This window comes from Pseudoalteromonas sp. SaAl2, assembly GCF_052947895.1.
This window is the reverse complement of record NZ_CM129605.1, coordinates 25,932-43,328: the sequence shown is the minus strand read 5'-3', so window position 1 is coordinate 43,328 and position 17,397 is coordinate 25,932. Positions and strand designations below refer to the sequence as shown.

The following is a 17,397-nucleotide window of genomic DNA, read 5'->3' as shown; positions in this document are numbered from 1 at the left end:
AAATACTTAACCTGAACTCTGGAGACTAATAAACATATTTGTGATTTAATATCAATACATTAGTACATCTCTAAACCAGAGTTCAGGTTACATAAATAAGTAAATTACTCGCGAACTTGACCTTCACCATCCACTAGGTACTTTTCTGTTGTAAGCGACTCTAAGCCCATAGGACCATATGCATGCAACTTAGAGGTAGCTATACCAATCTCAGCACCTAGACCTAATTGCGAGCCATCAGAAAAGCGTGATGATGCGTTAACCATCACGACTGATGCATCCACACTGCGTTGAAACAATTTAGCTGCATCTTGGTTTTTAGTACAAATAACTTCAGTATGGTTTGAACCAAACTGAGCAATGTGATCAATGGCACCAGCAAAATCAGGAACGACTCGAATCGCAATTTCTAAATCCAGATATTCTTGACCGAACTCACTATCGGCAAGTACTGTTGCATTATCAAAGTATTTAGCTGCTTGGCTATCAGCATTAATTTTAACACCTTCTTGACGAAGTACGACTGCACATAAATTTAAGAAACTCGTCTGCTACAGCTTCATGTACAACTAGACCTTCTAATGCATTACAAACACCTGTACGCTGTGTTTTACCATTTAACAGTAGATTAAGTGCCACTTCTAAATCAGCATCTTTATCAACGTATAAGTGGCAAACACCTTTAAAATGCTGAATAACAGGGATAGTACTATTATCTGTAACAAAGTTAATTAGCCCTTCACCACCTCGTGGGATAATTAAATCAATGCTGTCTCTTTGCTGCATTAGTTCCATCAGTAATGCACGATCAGGATCGGGGATCACCGAAATAAGTGCAGCTGGCAGATCATTCGCTTCAAGCACTTTGTGCATTACGCTAGCAATCGCTTGTGAGCTTTTTTAACGCCTCTTTACCACCACGTAAAATAACCCCGTTACCTGATTTAAAGCACAACGCACCGGCATCTGCGGTTACATTTGGGCGCGCTTCATAAATCATACATACAACACCTAGCGGTACTCGCATTTTACGAATTTTAATCCCATTAGGACGTTCAGTAATATCACGAAGCTGACCAACAGGATCTTCAAGGCTAACAATAACTTCAATACCCTCAGCCATTGCTTCAATACGCTCATCATTGAGCGTTAAACGGTCTATCATTGATGCAGCTAAATTATTGTCTCTAGCAGCTGCTAAATCACTCTCGTTTTCTGAAATTATAAATGCTTTTTGTTCACGTAACGCTGCCGCCATTTCCAGTAACACACGGTTTTTTGTCTCGGTATCGAGTAAAGCTAACTGGTGAGCAGCTTTTGCTGCTTGGCGTGAAATATCCGTAATTAAACTCATGACTTCTCCAATAATGCGATATCTTTTTCTGAAATAACGGGACCAATCGAATCTTGCATTTTGTCGCTAAATTCACTTTGCTCGTTATCAGCTATAAAATTCAATAAACAGCTACTATAGTTAGCTGTCGCTTTAGCCAGACGCGTACCATCGTTACTACGCACCAAAATAGTGTCGCCGATCGCAAACTCACCGTGTACGGCAACAATTTCATCACCGCGTATACACCCAGTTTCACCTTCAAGCGATTCATCAAATGAACCTTCAACCACGACTTCACCTTGCTCATTTGCTGTATGAGTCATCCAATGTACTGCTTCTTGCATTGGTTTTTCATAAGGTAAAAAGACTGTACCTGGATTTATACCCTCTAGTAACTGGTTAAACGTCTGCTCTTTAAAACCATTAATTATGTATGTGGTTATACCATGCGAAGTAGCTTTTTCTGCCGCCTCAATCTTAGTTTTCATACCACCAGTACCAACCGCACTGGTCGCACAACCAGCCATAGCGTAAATTGACTCATCAATTGACTTTATTTCCGGCAGTAACTCTGCATCATCATGTAAGTTCGGGTTTTTGTTATAAAGTCCATCTACATCAGAGAAAATCATTAATGCATCAGCATCCGCTGCTGCGGCAACCATGGCTGATAAATTATCATTGTCACCAACTTTCAAATCATCTGTTGTTACCGTGTCATTTTCATTCATGATAGGTAATACGCCATGCTCTAGCAATGTGAACACGGTTTCACGAATGCTTTCATAACGTTCACGGTCACGTAAATCACCATGAGTTAATAAAATTTGTGCAGACGGAAAATCAAAAAAGCGGTCCCACATAGCCATCATTTCTGTTTGACCTGCGGCTGCCATGGCTTTTTTCATGGTAACGGTGCGTTCTTGCTGATCGGGAAATAAATGCGCGCCAGCAGCTACAGAGCCCGACGAAACTAAAATAACTTCAATGCCACGACTACGGCAGCGAACAATAAACTGTGCGATAGTTAATAAATAACGTGAACGACAACCATCTTGATCCGGAGCGATAAGTGCGCTACCAACTTTAAGTACAATACGTCGCCAATTTAACTTTTGCATAATGTGTTTCAACTTTCCATTTAACTGTAACTTCTCAAAAGAGAAGTAAGAAAACAATCTCTTAGCATTAAGACTAAGATACGAGTTTACATTTTGTATGTCCAAATACACTTTTTACACACTCACCCAAAAACACACACCTTTAATTAAAAAAGTGAATTTTAGATATAGCATAACTTTTACTCAATCATTAGATTGAACAGTTATAAAGTAAAATAAAAAGTGTTGTTTATGCATCGCTGTAAAAAGCTGTGTGAAGCTTCTTTATTAACAACATACATAGAGCCTCTAAAGTCAGGTACACCAACAGATAGGGTGATGACTTAAGGACCGAGATTTGTTCACCACGATGGGCGCCAAATATTGAACAGGTAACAATTCAACTCAAAATATAAAAATGGCAATTTAATGCCCTTATTATTACAAGCGAACCAATACCCAAAAATGAGTAAATACATACAAATTGTGTTCAAAACAATTAACTCATTGAATATTAAGCAAATAAATATAATAACCTTCATTTAAGTAAGCATAATTTTAACTGACTTAAAAATAACTATATGTATTCGCTTATACCTAACTAGTAACTAATTAGACAACAAATTGTTTGAACACTAACTATAATACGCTAAAATCATCTGTGAGATCAAGGCTATATTTTATTCACCTACTTACACCCACCTTAAGAAAAATAAAATATCAATATTTATCAACATGTTGCATTAACATGAAATTTTTATGTAGTTGCGTTAATTTCTCAAGAAAAATTATTTCTACAAAAAAACCATATACAGCTAAAATTCAATTAAGATAAATGAACATATCCCTGTATTATTAGTTTTGCTAGCCTTACTCTTAACTGAAGTAATAAATAAGGAATACCTCTTTTATGTCAGCTATTTACATCGCAGGGATCGCTCTTTGCTCCGTTCTTGCGCAATGGGTTGCTTGGGCTTTTAAAGTTCCAGCAATTTTATTTTTACTACTCACAGGTTTATTACTTGGTCCTGCGTCCAGTATATTAGATCCAGATGCATTACTAGGTGATTTACTATTTCCTGTTGTTTCCTTGAGTGTTGCCGTTATTTTATTTGAAGGCTCACTGACCTTACATTTCAAAGAGCTTAAAGGAATAGGAAAGGTAGTTCGAAACCTATGCTCCATAGGCATGATTGCTACCTGTATTATAATTAGCCTCAGCGCTTACTGGATTTTAGAACTCAACTGGCGAGTTGCCGCAGTGCTCGGTGCGGTATTGGTCGTTACTGGGCCTACTGTTATTGCCCCCTTACTTAATTCTATGCGCCCAACCCAAGATATTGACCGTATTTTACGCTGGGAAGGCATTGTAATTGACCCTATTGGCGCGCTATTCGCGGTATTAGTTTTTGAAGCCGTAATGCTCGTTGGCCAAGGTGAAGTATTTGTTCATACCCTTATTGCACTATTTAAAACACTAGGTGTAGGTTTATCTATAGGGGTGGTTGCTGGTTGGCTTACAACATTATTAATCCGCAGAGAGTGGTTACCATTTGAATTACATAAATTTGGTATATTAGCTTTAGTGCTTATTAGCTTTACTATTTCTAACCATCTAAGCCATGAGTCAGGCCTACTGGCTGTAACAGTATTTGGTATCTGGTTAGCGAACCAAGATGACTTAGAAATTGACTCTGTATTAGAGTTTAAAGAAGACTTGTCGATGATTTTAATCTCGACATTATTTATATTGCTTGCTGCTCGATTGCAGCTCTCTGATTTAATGATGCTCGACGGTGACGTATTTATATTTTTAGCCGTTGTATTATTTATTGCACGTCCTGTCTGTATTGCAATTTCAACCTTTGGCTCAGACTTACCACTTAAATCACGTCTAGTGCTCGGATGGATAGCGCCCCGCGGTATTGTGGCTGCGGCTGTAGGCTCGGTGTTTGCACTAAGCATGATGGAAGCAGGTGTCGCAGACGCAGAAAAGATAGTACCGTTAATATTTACTGTAATCATAATTACTGTGGTACTGCAAAGCTTAACCGCAATTCCTGTTGCTAAGCTGTTGGGTGTACGTCAACCTTCACCGAATACAATACTAATCATTGGTGCAAACCATGTCGCTCGCGCGATTGCTAAAGGGCTAAATGATCAAAATATTCCAGTGCATTTGTCAGATCCAGCATGGGAAAACTGTAAAATGGCGCGGATGGATGGTTTGCCTTGTTATTATGGTAACCCTCAGTCAGAGCATGCTGAGCGCTACCTACCCCTAACCACTATACGCAGCGTACTAGCGCTGTCACCTAACCGGCACCATAACGCGCTAGGCGTACAATACTTTTCTCATCTACTAAATGAAAAAAATGTATTTTCACTGCGTTCTTCTACAAACCATGCTAAAGCGAACAAAGACAGCGCGACATTTTTGTCACGCCAAATTTTATTTGGCGACAATGGCGCCTATGCGCGCCTAAGTAGTTTGATTGCTAAAGGCGGTAAAGTAAGTGCAACTCGTATCTCTGAAGAGTTCAGCTGGGATAAATACCAAGAAATGAATAACGAAGCTATTCCATTGTTTATTTTGCACGGAGAAAAAGATGCCGATGACGACTCACCAATTAAAGTACGTCCATTTACTATTAACATGGAAAAACTACCGCAAGAAGGCGAGCGAATTGTTGCACTGCAGCCTCCCAAAATGTCAGTGTTAAAAAGATCCTAATAACGGGAAAGCAAAAGAACCAAAAGAACCAAAAGAACCAAAAGAATAAAATAGGAAAGCTAGGAATTTAATTCCTAGCTTTCCTTTTAGCTAATCACCTGAAAGTAATAACCTAATTACATGCAACTTACTAAAACATGACAACCTGTAATCCTCGCCTTACAGCATAGTTATGTTAATACATCGCCAAAAAATGCATTCATGCTTCAACTTATATATGCTGCCGCAAAATTATTATTCTAATTGGTGGAGTATAAATGAGCTCATATCAAGATGTAGCACAGTTAGATACATCGACAACAAGTAAAAACAAGTGGAACCTGCATGATACTCAGTGGGTTTTAAGTCTATTTGGCACCGCGGTAGGTGCTGGGATCCTGTTTTTACCAATCAATATTGGTATTGGCGGATTTTGGCCTTTGATCATTTTGGCCTGCTTAGCTTTTCCTATGACCTTTTTAGCTCACCGAGGTTTAGCACGATTTGTGCTATCATCAAAAAACAACAATGCTGATTTCACTGATGTGGTAGAAGAGCATTTCGGTATCAATGCTGGTCGGCTTATTTCATTGCTATACTTTCTCTCGATCTTTCCAATTTTACTTATCTATGGCGTAGGGTTAACTAATACTGTTGATAGCTTTATCGTAAATCAGCTTGCTATGGAGTCACCTTCACGAGTGCTACTCTCAGGCATTCTTGTCGCGGGAATGATAAGTCTAATGCTAGGTGGCGAAAAACTCATGCTCCGCGCTTTCGCTATTTTAGTTTATCCGTTGGTAGCTATTTTATTCTTTTTATCTATTTATTTAATTCCCAGTTGGCAAATGCCAAATATGGCGTTCCCTGAATTTACAAGCTTTACTAAGACGTTGTGGTTATCAGTTCCAATCATTGTATTTTCGTTTAGTCATGCCGCTGCAATCTCAAGCTTTGCCAATGTACAACGCGGCCACTATGGCAATGATGCCAGCGCTAAATCAGAAGCCATTCTTAAGCGTACAAGTTTGCTGTTGATTGTATTTGTACTGTTATTTGTATTTTCGTGTGTGCTTTCTCTTTCAACAGAGCAAATGGCGCAGGCAAAAGCTCAGAACGTGTCTATCTTATCGTACTTAGCAAACATTACTGAGAACTCATTTATAGCAACCCTAGGCCCTCTAGTGGCGTTTATAGCTATTACATCATCGTTCTTAGGGCACTTTTTAGGCGCGCGTGAAAGCTTTAATGGCTTAGTCACCAAGCAAACCAAACTAAGTATGAAGAGCGCTGATAAGTTGGGTGTGGTAATTATGTTTTTTGCTATCTGGTTTTGTGCAGTTAAAAACCCGAGCATCTTAGATATGATGGATCAACTATCAGGCCCTATTATTGCAATGATCTTATTCATTATGCCTATGGTAGCCGTCTTTAAAGTTCCAGCGCTCAAGAAATACCGTGGCAAAAGTGCTTATTTTATCTTATTTATGGGCAGCTTAGCGGTGCTTGCGCTACTTTATAGCTTCATAAAGTAATTAAGTATTATTGCGGATTGGTATAAATACAGAAAAGCCCAGCAAATGTCGCCATCTGCTGGGCTTTTATTTGTTTAAAGCAAAGTATGTTGATCTTTTAAGATTAAAATTTGTTTAGTTTCGGCGCGAAGTTTGTAACCAAATGAGCTAAGTAAAAGTCTAGCAAGCAAGAGTGAAAGTTATCGTTGGGATGAAAGCTATATCATGGCTCTTTGGGTACAGCCGTGTTTGGAAGTAGCTAAGGATTGGAAAGTATAAAATGTTAAGAAAAGAGATTGGAGCGGCACACGAGGCTCGAACTCGTGACCTCGACCTTGGCAAGGTCGCGCTCTACCAACTGAGCTAGTGCCGCAAAAAAGGTTCTAGGTTCAAGGTTCTAGCAAAAGCTTTAACTTTCGTCTTTTACCTTGAAACTATTAGCCAATTTCTTTGGTGAGAAATTGGAGCGGCACACGAGGCTCGAACTCGTGACCTCGACCTTGGCAAGGTCGCGCTCTACCAACTGAGCTAGTGCCGCATTCAGAATAGTCAGTAATTTGTCCGTTGGTGCGCGACGAGTCGCGGTAAACGTTCTGGCAACTGAGCTAGTGCCGCATAAAAAGTTTCTAGTGACAAGATTCAAGTTAAAAGTTAGAACAGCTTGGAGCTTTTAACTTTCCCCTTGAAACTTAAACCAATTTCTTTGGTGAGAAATTGGAGCGGCACACGAGGCTCGAACTCGTGACCTCGACCTTGGCAAGGTCGCGCTCTACCAACTGAGCTAGTGCCGCATTTCAATATAGTCAGTAATTTGTCCGTTGCTGCGCGACAAGTCGCGGTAAAACGTTCTGGCAACTGAGCTAGTGCCATATTTCAATCAGCTCAAGCATACTAACCCCGCGGGGGTTATCGTCTTAAGCGGGGCAGGATTCTACAATAATTCGATGTGTTTGCAAGTTTTTTTTACAAATTAAAGAATTTTTCTCGATAGACTTTCAATTCCATTATGGAATCTTTAATGTCATCAAGTGCAAGATGTGAGCCTTTTTTGCTCACTTGTGCTAAAACCTCGGGTTTCCAGCGTCTAGCAAGCTCTTTAATGGTACTCACGTCTAAGTTGCGGTAGTGGAAGTAATCTTCCAGCTCGCGCATATACTTATTCATAAAGCGTCGGTCTTGACCAATAGAATTTCCACACATGGGCGATGCACCAGCAGGAACCCATTGCTTTAAAAATTCAATGGTTTGCTCAACAGCATAAGCTTCATCATAAGTACTTGCCTTACAACGTGCCGTAAGCCCTGATTGACCGTGTTGAGTGGTACACCATTCATCCATCCCATTTAACAATTCATCGCTTTGATGAATGGCAATTGTTGGGCCTTCAGCCAAGATGTTTAGCTCACTATCGGTGACAACAGTCGCTATTTCGAGTATTTTGTCTGTACTTGGTTCTAGACCTGTCATTTCGAGGTCGAGCCAAATCAGATTTGATTTATGAAAAGACATAATTACCTTGCGGTGCTTTCCTTTAGATCTAACGCATTTAGATATATCATATTAGTATCATCAGTCGACCTAAAGCTTTTTTTTCAAAAAGCGCGACATTTAACTAAGTTATAGGCCAAAAGTGGCAAAACAGAAGAAATTAAGTAAAGGCCAATCCCGTAGGATCAAGGCTAATCACCAAAAACGCTTGTCTAATGCCGACGATAAGTCAGCGAAAGGGACAAATGAGCAACTACAGAACGATAATTTAGGCCCTGCGGAAAATGCTGTGGTGATTAGTCGTTTTGGTCAACATGCCGATATCGAAACCGATAATGGTGATGTACTGCGCTGTAATATTCGTCGAACTGTTAAAGGCATTGTTTGCGGTGATGAAGTACAATTTCGTCGCGCAAAAGTAAGCGAAGGCGATATAGCGGGTGTTATTGAAGCGATGCATGAGCGTCGCTCCCAATTAACACGCCCAGACTTTTACGATGGCGTTAAAGTCGTCGCGGCTAACATTGATCAGATACTAATGGTCTCTGCGGTACTCCCTGAGTTTACTGCCAATATTATCGACCGCTATCTAGTGGCTTGTGAAGATATGGGAATTGAGCCTATTTTAGTGCTCAACAAAATAGACCTTATTGACGAACCAAGGCCTAAAAGCTATTGAGGAAGTACTCGATATCTATCGTAAACTTGGCTATCAAGTTTTACTGGTGAGTAATAAAACCGCAGCAGGCATCGATGCTTTAAAGCAAACATTAGTGGGTAAAAATAGCATTTTTGTTGGCCAAAGCGGTGTCGGTAAATCCACACTGGTAAATACCGTGCTACCTGATGCTGAAATTTTGACTAAAGAAGTCTCTGAAAACAGTGGTCTTGGTCAACATACAACCACAGTGTCGCGGTTACACCATTTGCCTTCAGGTGGTAATTTAATCGACTCTCCTGGAATAAGAGAGTTTGGTTTATGGCACCTTGAAGTTGAACGAGTTACCTGGTGCTTTAAAGAATTCCGCGAGTTTATTGGCGGTTGTCGCTTTCGCGACTGTAAACATTTAAATGATCCTGGCTGTATAATTCGCCAAGCAGTTGATGATGGTGATATTTCAGAGCTACGCTTTGACAGTTACCACCGTATTTTAGAAACAATGGCCGATGGCCGTGCTGGAGCTCGTGCTCCGCGCGTTTAACTTAGGAAAAAACAAGTGAGTTTAGATAAATTCAAAATTACTATGCAATACGCAATGCCAAAGCATTTTCTATCGCGCATGGTAGGTAAATTAGCTGCTGCACGACTTGGTGGCTTAACAACATGGTTAATCAAATTATTTATTAAGCAGTACAAGATAGATATGAGCGAAGCACAATATTCAGATCCCGCTCATTACAAAACTTTTAATGAATTTTTTACCCGCCCGCTAAAAGAAGGTGTTCGCCCATTAAATGCTGAAGCTGAGATAATCGCTCACCCAGTAGATGGGGCAATTAGCCAACTAGGCGCAATTGTCGATGGTCAACTTATTCAGGCTAAAGGTCATGACTACAGCTTACAAGCGTTGCTTGGCGGTTCTGAGCAAGACACAGCCCCATTTTTAGGTGGTGAGTTTGCGACGATTTATTTAGCGCCAAAAGATTATCATCGTATTCATATGCCAATCGACGGCACATTAAGCAAAATGATTTACGTGCCAGGTGATTTATTCTCGGTAAACCCACTAACAGCGCAAAACGTGCCTAATTTATTTGCACGTAATGAGCGCGTGGTTGCGATTTTTGATACCGAGATTGGCCCTCTTGCGATGGTACTAGTTGGTGCGACGATAGTAGCCAGTATTGAAACTATTTGGGCAGGTACGGTAACACCACCAGCAGGAAAAGACGTATTTAGTTGGAACTACCCAACCACTGGCGATAACGCAATTACCTTGAAAAAAGGTGAAGAAATGGGCCGCTTTAAGCTAGGCTCTACGGTGATTTTAGCATGGGGTGCTAATCAGGCTGAAATTCTAGCGGATCAGCAACCTGAAACGGTAACCCGCATGGGCACACCTTTCGCCAAAATTACAGAGTAAAGTACTCAACGCCATAAAATAGCGCGAGTGTTATCTCGCGCTTTCATTGCTATCCACACTCAGTGCATTGTGCCGCTTTTGTTAATTTAAACTGCTGTTGCGTCACACTCAATCCATCAAAGCGTACAAACTGGCTCCCCTCATGGTGACCCAATATCAGGTTAATTGCTAATAGCGCCTGCATTGAGCCTATCACTCCTAGTAACGGGCTTAATACGCCAGCATTATCACAATTTAACATTTGCTCTTTTGGTTGCTCTGGGAACAGGCAGCCGTAGCAAGGGCTATCAGTCTTTCGAAAATCAAAGCACATCAACTGCCCTTCACTGGCTATTGCAGCGCCGGATATCAGCGGAACTCCTACCTTTAAACAAAAGCGATTAACGGTATAACGAGTGGTAAAGTTATCACTGCAATCAAGCACTAAGGTAGCGCCTGTAAAAACGTGCTCGGCATTTTTTTCAGTTAATTGCTGCTCAACTGTATTAACGGTGATTTGATTATTCAAACTGCCAAGCACTTTACCAGCGGCGCTTACTTTGGCTTGCCCTAAATGATTTACTTTGTAGAGCACTTGGCGTTGTAGGTTAGAAAGCTCAACTTTATCGTCATCCAGTAGCGTGAGTTTCTCCCACACCAGAGGCGGCTAAATATAATAGTGCTGGGCAGCCTAAACCGCCCGCACCAACCACCACCACATGGGCTGCTTTTAATTTTAGCTGACCTTCAAGCCCAACCTCCTTGAGCATTAAGTGACGGCTATAACGCAGCTGCTCTTTGTCAGATAACTCACTCATTATTTAATAACCTATGGCACTTTGTAAATCAGCAATAGTTTGTTGGTAGTCATCAGCTTCGGTAATGGCTCGCACCACGGCTATACTACCAACGCCGGTTGCCGCCACTTCACTTGCGCGTGCTAAGTCTATTCCACCAATCGCGACAGTCGGGTAATTTTGCATTAATGGCACAAAATGTTTGAGCTTTTCGAGACCTTGAATTTGCCCTGTCATATCCTTGGTGGTGGTTGGGTAGATAGCGCCAAATGCCATATAACTTGGGCGATAATTATGAGCGCGGATCATTTCATAAAAGCCATGGGTTGAAAGCCCTAAACACAAACCAGCCTCTTTAATAGCGACTAAATTGGCTTCAAGTAAATCTTCTTGACCTAAATGTACACCGTAAGCACCGTGTTTAATTGCAAGTTGCCAATGATCGTTTATATACACGTTACCTTCATATTTTTGGCCAAGCGTAACTGCGGCTGCAACAGCTTCATCAAGCTCACTTTCACTACCCTTTTTGATACGTAACTGCACGGTTTTAATACCTTGCGCTAAGCATTTGTCTAGCCAATCAACAGAGTCAACGACCGCGTATAAGCCAAGTTGCTTACTTTCGCACGCTGCAAAGTTAGCGGCCATAGTAAACTCATTCGGCGCATCAAAATCTAACTCATCACCGAGCCAGCTTCCCGCTTCAATCACTTGAGGGTAATCGTCAATATTTTGTGGGAAGCTAGTTTGTGCAACAGGGCCAATGCCTTCGCCATAACGCACAGCCGCTTTTAATCCTTGGTTTATATACGCTTTTGCTAAAATAAATGCATCTTTAAGTGGGTATTGTTTTGCTAAACACGCCGCAATCACAGACGCCATACTACAGCCTGTACCGTGACTATGCGGTGTGGCTATTTTTTCATTACCTAGCCAATATTCATTTGTGCCATCAGTGGTGTTTTCGCGGCAATAATCTATGCAGTAGCCACTTGGGTAATCCCAATGTCCACCTTTGATCACCACAGCTTTTGCGCCCCAGCTTTGCAGCTTTTCAGCGGCTTCAATAACCGCACTTGGGCCAATTAAGTAAACCCCCGTTAATAACTGGGTTTCGTGCGTATTTGGAGTGATCACATCCACCAGCGGCAATAAACATTCTTTAATTGCGCTAACGGTATCTTCTTCTGTGAGTAAGTCACCACTACTGGCAATAGCGACGGGGTCGTAAACCACTAAAGGAGGTATTGGCCATGTGGCTTTATAATGCTTAATATGCTCACTAATTAGCTGTATTTGCTGTACGTTGGCGAGCATACCTATTTTGATCACGCTCGCTTTCATGTCACTGGCCAGAGCAAGTAGTTGTGATTCAATCACCTCAGTTGAAATGGGGTTTAGCGATTCAACACCTAAACTGTTTTGTGCCGTAAGTGCTGTAATGGCTGTGCAGCCATGTACGCCAAAACTTTGCATGGCTTTTATATCAGCTTGAATACCTGCACCACCGCCAGAGTCTGAGCCTGCAATTGTCCAAACAACTTGATTCATTATTACTTCCTAATTAATTACGTTTGATGCCAAAAAGGCATCCCCATCGTGGGTGTTGATGGCGCGGCAACGTCTTTTTCTGGCATTGCCTTGGCTTTATAAGCAAAGCGCCCAGCATCGACCGCCGCTTTAAAGGCATGGCTCATGGTAACAGGGCAACCCGCCCCTGCAATAGCCGAATTTAATAATACCGCATCATAACCAAGTTCAAGTGCTTGGCAAGCATGAGAAGGTAAACCAAGGCCTGCATCAACAATCAATGTTAGCTCTGGTAAGCGCTCACGAATTGTTTTTAAATTGTATTGGTTTAATAACCCTTTACCCGTGCCTATTGGCGCTCCCCACGGCATCAGTACTTCGCAGCCAACATCTGCTAGGCGCTGGCAAAGTACTAAATCATCAGTGCAATAAGGCAACACTTTAAAACCATCATCCATCAGTATTTTTGTTGCCTCTAGCAACGCAAAAGGATCTGGCTGAAGGTTATATTCGTCTCCAATCAGTTCGAGCTTTATCCAGTCAGTCGCAAATACTTCACGACACATTTGTGCCAGTGTTACCGCTTCTTTGACACTGTGGCACCCTGCGGTATTAGGGAGTATTTTTAAACCTGTGTCTTTTATTAATTGCCAAAAGTCATCTCCAGCGGCTGCACTTTGCTGGCGTCGCAACGAAACAGTAACCACTTGTGCGCCTGAGGCTTTAATTGAATCGGCCATAATCGCAGGCGACGGATAAAGGGCTGAACCAATTAGTAAACGACTGCTTATTTGTTCGCCATAAATGCTAAAGCTACCACTCATCTCAGCCCCCTTGAATTGGCGAGAGAAGCTCAAGGCTATCGCCTTGCGTAACTGCAATCTCATCACAATTTTTACGCGGTATAAAATCGCCATTCAATGCTACCGCAAAGGGCTCTTTAGCACCAAACTCTGCAAGTACTTTAGCTAATGTCGTTTGGTTTTTGGTTTCAAACGGCTGACCATTAATTGTAATCTTCATCTTTTAACCTATTTAATTAACGCGACGGCTTCAGCTACTAAGCTTGGTGCAAGTAAGTAACCATGTCGGTACAGACCATTAATACTGATCACCTTACCTTGGCGTTTAACTTGTGGTCGATTATCACTAAATGCGGGGCGCAAGCCTGTTTGAATATTGATAATACGTGCTTCAGCAAACCCACTATGTACGGTATACGCCGCCGATAACAACTCAAGGGTTGAGCGTACCGTTGCTGGCCCATTATCTTGCGATTCTATTTCGGTTGCGCCAATAACGTATTCATTATTCGGTTTAGGCGCAATATACAGTGGGTAGCGCGGATGCATTAACCGTACAGGGCGCGTGAGATTTACCTCGGGCGCATGTAAACGAACCACTTCACCACGAACACCACGCAACTTACACTGCGCACTTTTAGCTCCTAAGCCTCTGCAATCAATAATATAATCATATGACTGCTGTAGCTGCTCACAAGCGGTATTGATATTTTCAGCAAAATTAAACTGCACATCACGTGCTTTGAGTGTATTAAAGCTTGCTTGATAAAAAGCCTGATTATCTATTTGCCCTTCGCAAGGTAAATACATGCCTTGATTAAAACGCCCAGTTAATTCAGGTTCAAGCTCACTAATATGTGAGCCACTTAATTGCTGAGCATGGTGATTAGCTAGCGGTTTTAAACGTTCGCGAAAACTCTGTAAGTCGCCTTTATCTTGTTGATGAGCAACCACCAGCGTACCTTGCTGCTGAAAAAACACGGCTTCATCAAGCTGCGCTAAAATTCCCGGCCAGCGACTTATTGAGTCAAGCCCCCTGAGCGCCAAGTCTTGTTCACAAAATACTGACTCAGCTAAAGGCGCAAGCATGGCTGCGGCAACACGCCCAGCACTATTTAATGCTTGTGCGTCATCAGCTTCATACACAGTCACATTATGCGCTAAACTTAATTCAAGCGCAGCTAAACGACCTGTTAAGCCAAATCCCACCACCGCAATGTTGTAAGACATAATAACCTTAATTCAGTTACGAGTTGCGAGAGTAAAGTTAGCGAGCGGTTCACTCGCTAACTTTCTAACTCGCTAACTTTTTACTTATACCGCTTTATGATAAATCTCTGAGCCAGTTTGCTTAAACTCTTCAGACTTCGCTTTCATTTCAGCCTCTACATCGACCATTTTGATTTCAATGGCATCTCCCACGTTGTTAGGATCTATACCCCGAGCTTCTAGGTCTTTGGCATATTCACGCACTTCTTGGGTGATTTTCATTGAGCAAAATTTTGGCCCACACATAGAACAAAAATGCGCTACTTTGCCAGATTCTTGCGGTAAGGTTTCGTCATGATATTCACGGGCACGCTCAGGATCTAAGCCAATATTGAATTGATCATGCCAGCGGAACTCAAAGCGCGCTTTTGATAACGCATTATCACGCTCTTGAGCGCCTGGGTGACCTTTTGGCTAAATCCGCAGCATGAGCAGCAATTTTATAGGTAATTAAGCCTTCTTTTACGTCTTCTTTATTTGGTAAGCCTAAGTGTTCTTTTGGTGTTACATAACACAACATAGCACAGCCATACCAAGCAATTTGCGCCGCACCAATACCTGACGTAATATGGTCATAACCTGGGGCGATGTCTGTTGTTAATGGACCTAATGTATAAAATGGCGCTTCGTCACAGTGCTTAAGCTGCTCTTCCATATTGTCTTTGATCATGTGCATTGGCACATGGCCCGGGCCTTCAATGAATACCTGCACGTCGTGTTTCCACGCTATTTTTGTCAGTTCGCCTAATGTACGTAGCTCGCTAAATTGCGCTTCATCATTGGCATCCGCAATGGAGCCTGGGCGCAGGCCATCACCGAGTGAAAAACATACATCGTACTGCTTTAATATTTCGCAGATATCTTCAAAGTGAGTATAAAGGAAGTTTTCTTTATGGTGCGCTAAACACCATTTAGCCATAATAGAACCACCGCGTGACACAATCCCCGTCACTCGTTTGGCTGTCATTGGTACGTAACGAAGTAAAACACCGGCGTGAATAGTAAAATAATCAACGCCTTGCTCAGCTTGTTCAATCAAGGTATCGCGAAATATTTCCCAGGTTAAATCCTCTGCTACACCGTTTACTTTTTCAAGGGCTTGGTAAATAGGTACTGTACCAATTGGCACCGGTGAGTTACGTACTACCCACTCGCGCGTCTCATGGATATAGCGCCCAGTTGATAAATCCATTACGGTGTCAGCACCCCAGCGAGTTGACCAGACCATTTTTTCAACTTCTTCTTCGATAGATGAACTTACCGATGAGTTACCAATATTGGCGTTTACTTTGACTAGAAAGTTACGACCTACAATCATTGGTTCTGTTTCTGGGTGATTAATATTGTTAGGCAGTATTGCACGGCCTCTAGCGATTTCATCACGAACAAATTCAGGGGTAATAAACTCAGGGATACTCGCTCCGAATGACTCGCCCTTGTGCTGCTCAGCCAATAGTTCTTTACGAATTTCTGCCCGGCCCATATTTTCACGAATAGCAACATACTCCATCTCTGGAGTTACAATGCCTTGGCGAGCATAATGCATTTGCGTCACGTTTTTACCCGCTTTAGCACGACGGATTTTTGGTAAGTGCTCAAAACGAATATGATCAAGTCCTTCATCAGCCATGCGTTGCTGTGAAAATTGCGAGGTCACTGATTCTAAAATTTCTGTATCGTCGCGGCTTTCAATCCATTGTTCGCGGTATTTATCTAAGCCTTTCCGTACGTCTAGCGTAAAGTCAGGATCGGTATAAGGGCCTGATGTATCATATACACGTAGCGCTGCATTCGGTTCATAGATTGGGTTTTCATCTGTACCGCCAACAAAAGTGTCGCTAAGAGTAATCTCACGCATACCCACGCGTACATTTTCTTGCGTACCTTCAACGTACACTTTGTGAGAACTTGGAAATGGTTGCCCAGTAAGGTTATAAATATAATCTGATGCGGCCGCACGGGTTTCGCGGCGAGACGGTTTATTTGATGTGTTTGACATGACTTACCTCATTGCTAAAAGGGTTGTCTTGTCAGATATTGCGATGCAATAGAGAGTAGCAACTGCTACATGGATCGTAGGTTGGTATTACTAAAAAGTACTACCAACCTTGGCAGCCACAGTGCTTGTGGCCTAAAAAGGCGCACAAGCACCGTTTTAGGCAGCTTGTTCCCTACGCAGGTGTTAGCCTGATCAGGTTCACGGATCCCGCTTTCGCGATCTCAGCCTTTGAGTTAATACCCAAGGCACTCCGACAAGTAAAATTCTATATATTGTTCGCTGACGAGTTTACGTTAGTTGCAGTTTGCCTGCAAGGGGTTAGCTTGCAGGAATAAATGCAAATGTTTGCTCGCCATTTAAAATCAGCTGTTGCGACTGCAACTGAATTTGAGCACCTTGCTTCAGTGAGTCTAATAACTGTTGCTCAAATTGATCTAGTTGCTCGCCACATGACTTTCTAGTCATGCCAAGTTTATTAATGCTTAACTGATTATTAGTTAAATCACCTTCACCAAAAAACTTATTACAACCAGCAAAACCATTAACTTGCAATGCTTCAATAAAGCTTAGCGATGCGCTATAAGACGCAGGAATTGCTAAACCATCTACTCGTGATAGTTGCCACTTAGTGTATTTTAATTGCTCACTGGTGACTGTCCCTGTCGATGAGCAGCCAATACAAAAACCGATAATAAGCATCGGTATTGCTGCTAATTTCATGTAATTACTAACCTAAAACTCAATCGTAATATAATAGCAATAATTAACCACAGATACCGTTA

At 41.9% G+C, this 17,397-nt stretch carries 10 protein-coding genes, 3 tRNA genes, 4 pseudogenes and 1 riboswitch; of the genes and pseudogenes, 4 read left to right on the top strand and 13 right to left on the bottom strand.

Annotated elements, in window-relative coordinates; genetic code table 11:
- Nucleotides 1-104 precede the first annotated feature (104 nt).
- Nucleotides 105-1,354 (bottom strand): annotated as a pseudogene (locus ACU8V8_RS00215) (glutamate-5-semialdehyde dehydrogenase).
- Entirely contained in the window at nt 1,351-2,457 is a 1,107-nt protein-coding gene (gene proB / locus ACU8V8_RS00210) for a glutamate 5-kinase (RefSeq protein ID WP_421960542.1), read from the bottom strand. The pseudogene ACU8V8_RS00215 and the gene proB overlap by 4 nt, the downstream one beginning before the upstream one ends.
- 889 nt (nt 2,458-3,346) lie before the next feature.
- Between proB and ACU8V8_RS00205 the strand changes: the two genes are divergently transcribed.
- Nucleotides 3,347-5,170, top strand: coding sequence for a cation:proton antiporter (locus ACU8V8_RS00205; protein WP_446888418.1), 1,824 nt, complete (start codon nt 3,347-3,349; stop codon nt 5,168-5,170).
- Between the two features lie 257 nt (nt 5,171-5,427).
- Nucleotides 5,428-6,684, top strand: a complete 1,257-nt coding sequence (locus ACU8V8_RS00200; RefSeq protein WP_446888417.1) for an aromatic amino acid transport family protein — start codon at nt 5,428-5,430, stop codon at nt 6,682-6,684.
- A gap of 276 nt (nt 6,685-6,960) precedes the next feature.
- Here ACU8V8_RS00200 and ACU8V8_RS00195 read toward each other — a convergent pair.
- From ACU8V8_RS00195 to orn, 4 genes are all read right to left on the bottom strand, one after another.
- Nucleotides 6,961-7,036: transfer RNA gene (locus tag ACU8V8_RS00195), tRNA-Gly, on the bottom strand.
- A gap of 89 nt (nt 7,037-7,125) precedes the next feature.
- Nucleotides 7,126-7,201: transfer RNA gene (locus tag ACU8V8_RS00190), tRNA-Gly, on the bottom strand.
- Nucleotides 7,202-7,378: 177 nt separating this feature from the next.
- Nucleotides 7,379-7,454 (bottom strand) — tRNA-Gly (locus tag ACU8V8_RS00185).
- A 172-nt stretch (nt 7,455-7,626) separates the two neighbouring features.
- Nucleotides 7,627-8,172, bottom strand: coding sequence for an oligoribonuclease (gene orn, locus ACU8V8_RS00180; RefSeq protein ID WP_446888416.1), 546 nt, complete (start codon nt 8,170-8,172; stop codon nt 7,627-7,629).
- 121 nt (nt 8,173-8,293) lie between these two features.
- On the opposite strand from orn, the pseudogene rsgA reads away from it, so the two are divergent.
- Nucleotides 8,294-9,353: pseudogene (gene rsgA / locus ACU8V8_RS00175) on the top strand (small ribosomal subunit biogenesis GTPase RsgA).
- A 15-nt stretch (nt 9,354-9,368) separates the two neighbouring features.
- On the top strand, nt 9,369-10,235 hold the full coding sequence (gene asd / locus ACU8V8_RS00170) for an archaetidylserine decarboxylase (RefSeq protein ID WP_421960546.1): 867 nt from the start codon (nt 9,369-9,371) through the stop codon (nt 10,233-10,235).
- Nucleotides 10,236-10,284: 49 nt separating this feature from the next.
- Here asd and ACU8V8_RS00165 read toward each other — a convergent pair.
- The 7 genes and pseudogenes from ACU8V8_RS00165 to ACU8V8_RS00135 all read right to left on the bottom strand — a co-directional run bounded on the left by ACU8V8_RS00165 (nt 10,285) and on the right by ACU8V8_RS00135 (nt 17,335).
- Nucleotides 10,285-11,032: pseudogene (locus tag ACU8V8_RS00165) on the bottom strand (HesA/MoeB/ThiF family protein).
- 3 nt (nt 11,033-11,035) lie between these two features.
- Nucleotides 11,036-12,565 (bottom strand): thiamine phosphate synthase, encoded by a 1,530-nt coding sequence (gene thiE / locus ACU8V8_RS00160; RefSeq protein ID WP_446888415.1) that lies wholly within the window; start codon nt 12,563-12,565, stop codon nt 11,036-11,038.
- Nucleotides 12,566-12,582: 17 nt separating this feature from the next.
- Complete coding sequence (locus ACU8V8_RS00155) at nt 12,583-13,368, bottom strand: thiazole synthase (protein WP_446888414.1); 786 nt, start codon at nt 13,366-13,368, stop codon at nt 12,583-12,585.
- 1 nt (nt 13,369) lies between these two features.
- Nucleotides 13,370-13,567 (bottom strand): sulfur carrier protein ThiS, encoded by a 198-nt coding sequence (gene thiS, locus ACU8V8_RS00150; protein WP_446888413.1) that lies wholly within the window; start codon nt 13,565-13,567, stop codon nt 13,370-13,372.
- An 8-nt stretch (nt 13,568-13,575) separates the two neighbouring features.
- Nucleotides 13,576-14,577 (bottom strand): FAD-dependent oxidoreductase, encoded by a 1,002-nt coding sequence (locus tag ACU8V8_RS00145; protein WP_446888412.1) that lies wholly within the window; start codon nt 14,575-14,577, stop codon nt 13,576-13,578.
- A gap of 84 nt (nt 14,578-14,661) precedes the next feature.
- Nucleotides 14,662-16,615 (bottom strand): annotated as a pseudogene (gene thiC, locus ACU8V8_RS00140) (phosphomethylpyrimidine synthase ThiC).
- Nucleotides 16,616-16,767: 152 nt separating this feature from the next.
- Nucleotides 16,768-16,878: riboswitch (TPP riboswitch) on the bottom strand.
- Nucleotides 16,879-16,933: 55 nt separating this feature from the next.
- Complete coding sequence (locus ACU8V8_RS00135) at nt 16,934-17,335, bottom strand: META domain-containing protein (RefSeq protein WP_254911264.1); 402 nt, start codon at nt 17,333-17,335, stop codon at nt 16,934-16,936.
- Nucleotides 17,336-17,397: the final 62 nt, after the last annotated feature.

Excerpts from the sequence above, each read along its gene's own strand:
- proB (WP_421960542.1), bottom strand. The coding sequence starts at position 2,457 with ATGCAAAAGTTAAATTGGCGACGTATTGTACTTAAAGTTGGTAGCGCA.
- ACU8V8_RS00205 (WP_446888418.1), top strand. The coding sequence starts at position 3,347 with ATGTCAGCTATTTACATCGCAGGGATCGCTCTTTGCTCCGTTCTTGCG.
- ACU8V8_RS00200 (WP_446888417.1), top strand. The coding sequence starts at position 5,428 with ATGAGCTCATATCAAGATGTAGCACAGTTAGATACATCGACAACAAGT.
- orn (WP_446888416.1), bottom strand. The coding sequence starts at position 8,172 with ATGTCTTTTCATAAATCAAATCTGATTTGGCTCGACCTCGAAATGACA.
- thiE (WP_446888415.1), bottom strand. The coding sequence starts at position 12,565 with ATGAATCAAGTTGTTTGGACAATTGCAGGCTCAGACTCTGGCGGTGGT.
- ACU8V8_RS00155 (WP_446888414.1), bottom strand. The coding sequence starts at position 13,368 with ATGAGTGGTAGCTTTAGCATTTATGGCGAACAAATAAGCAGTCGTTTA.
- thiS (WP_446888413.1), bottom strand. The coding sequence starts at position 13,567 with ATGAAGATTACAATTAATGGTCAGCCGTTTGAAACCAAAAACCAAACG.
- ACU8V8_RS00145 (WP_446888412.1), bottom strand. The coding sequence starts at position 14,577 with ATGTCTTACAACATTGCGGTGGTGGGATTTGGCTTAACAGGTCGTTTA.
- ACU8V8_RS00135 (WP_254911264.1), bottom strand. The coding sequence starts at position 17,335 with ATGAAATTAGCAGCAATACCGATGCTTATTATCGGTTTTTGTATTGGC.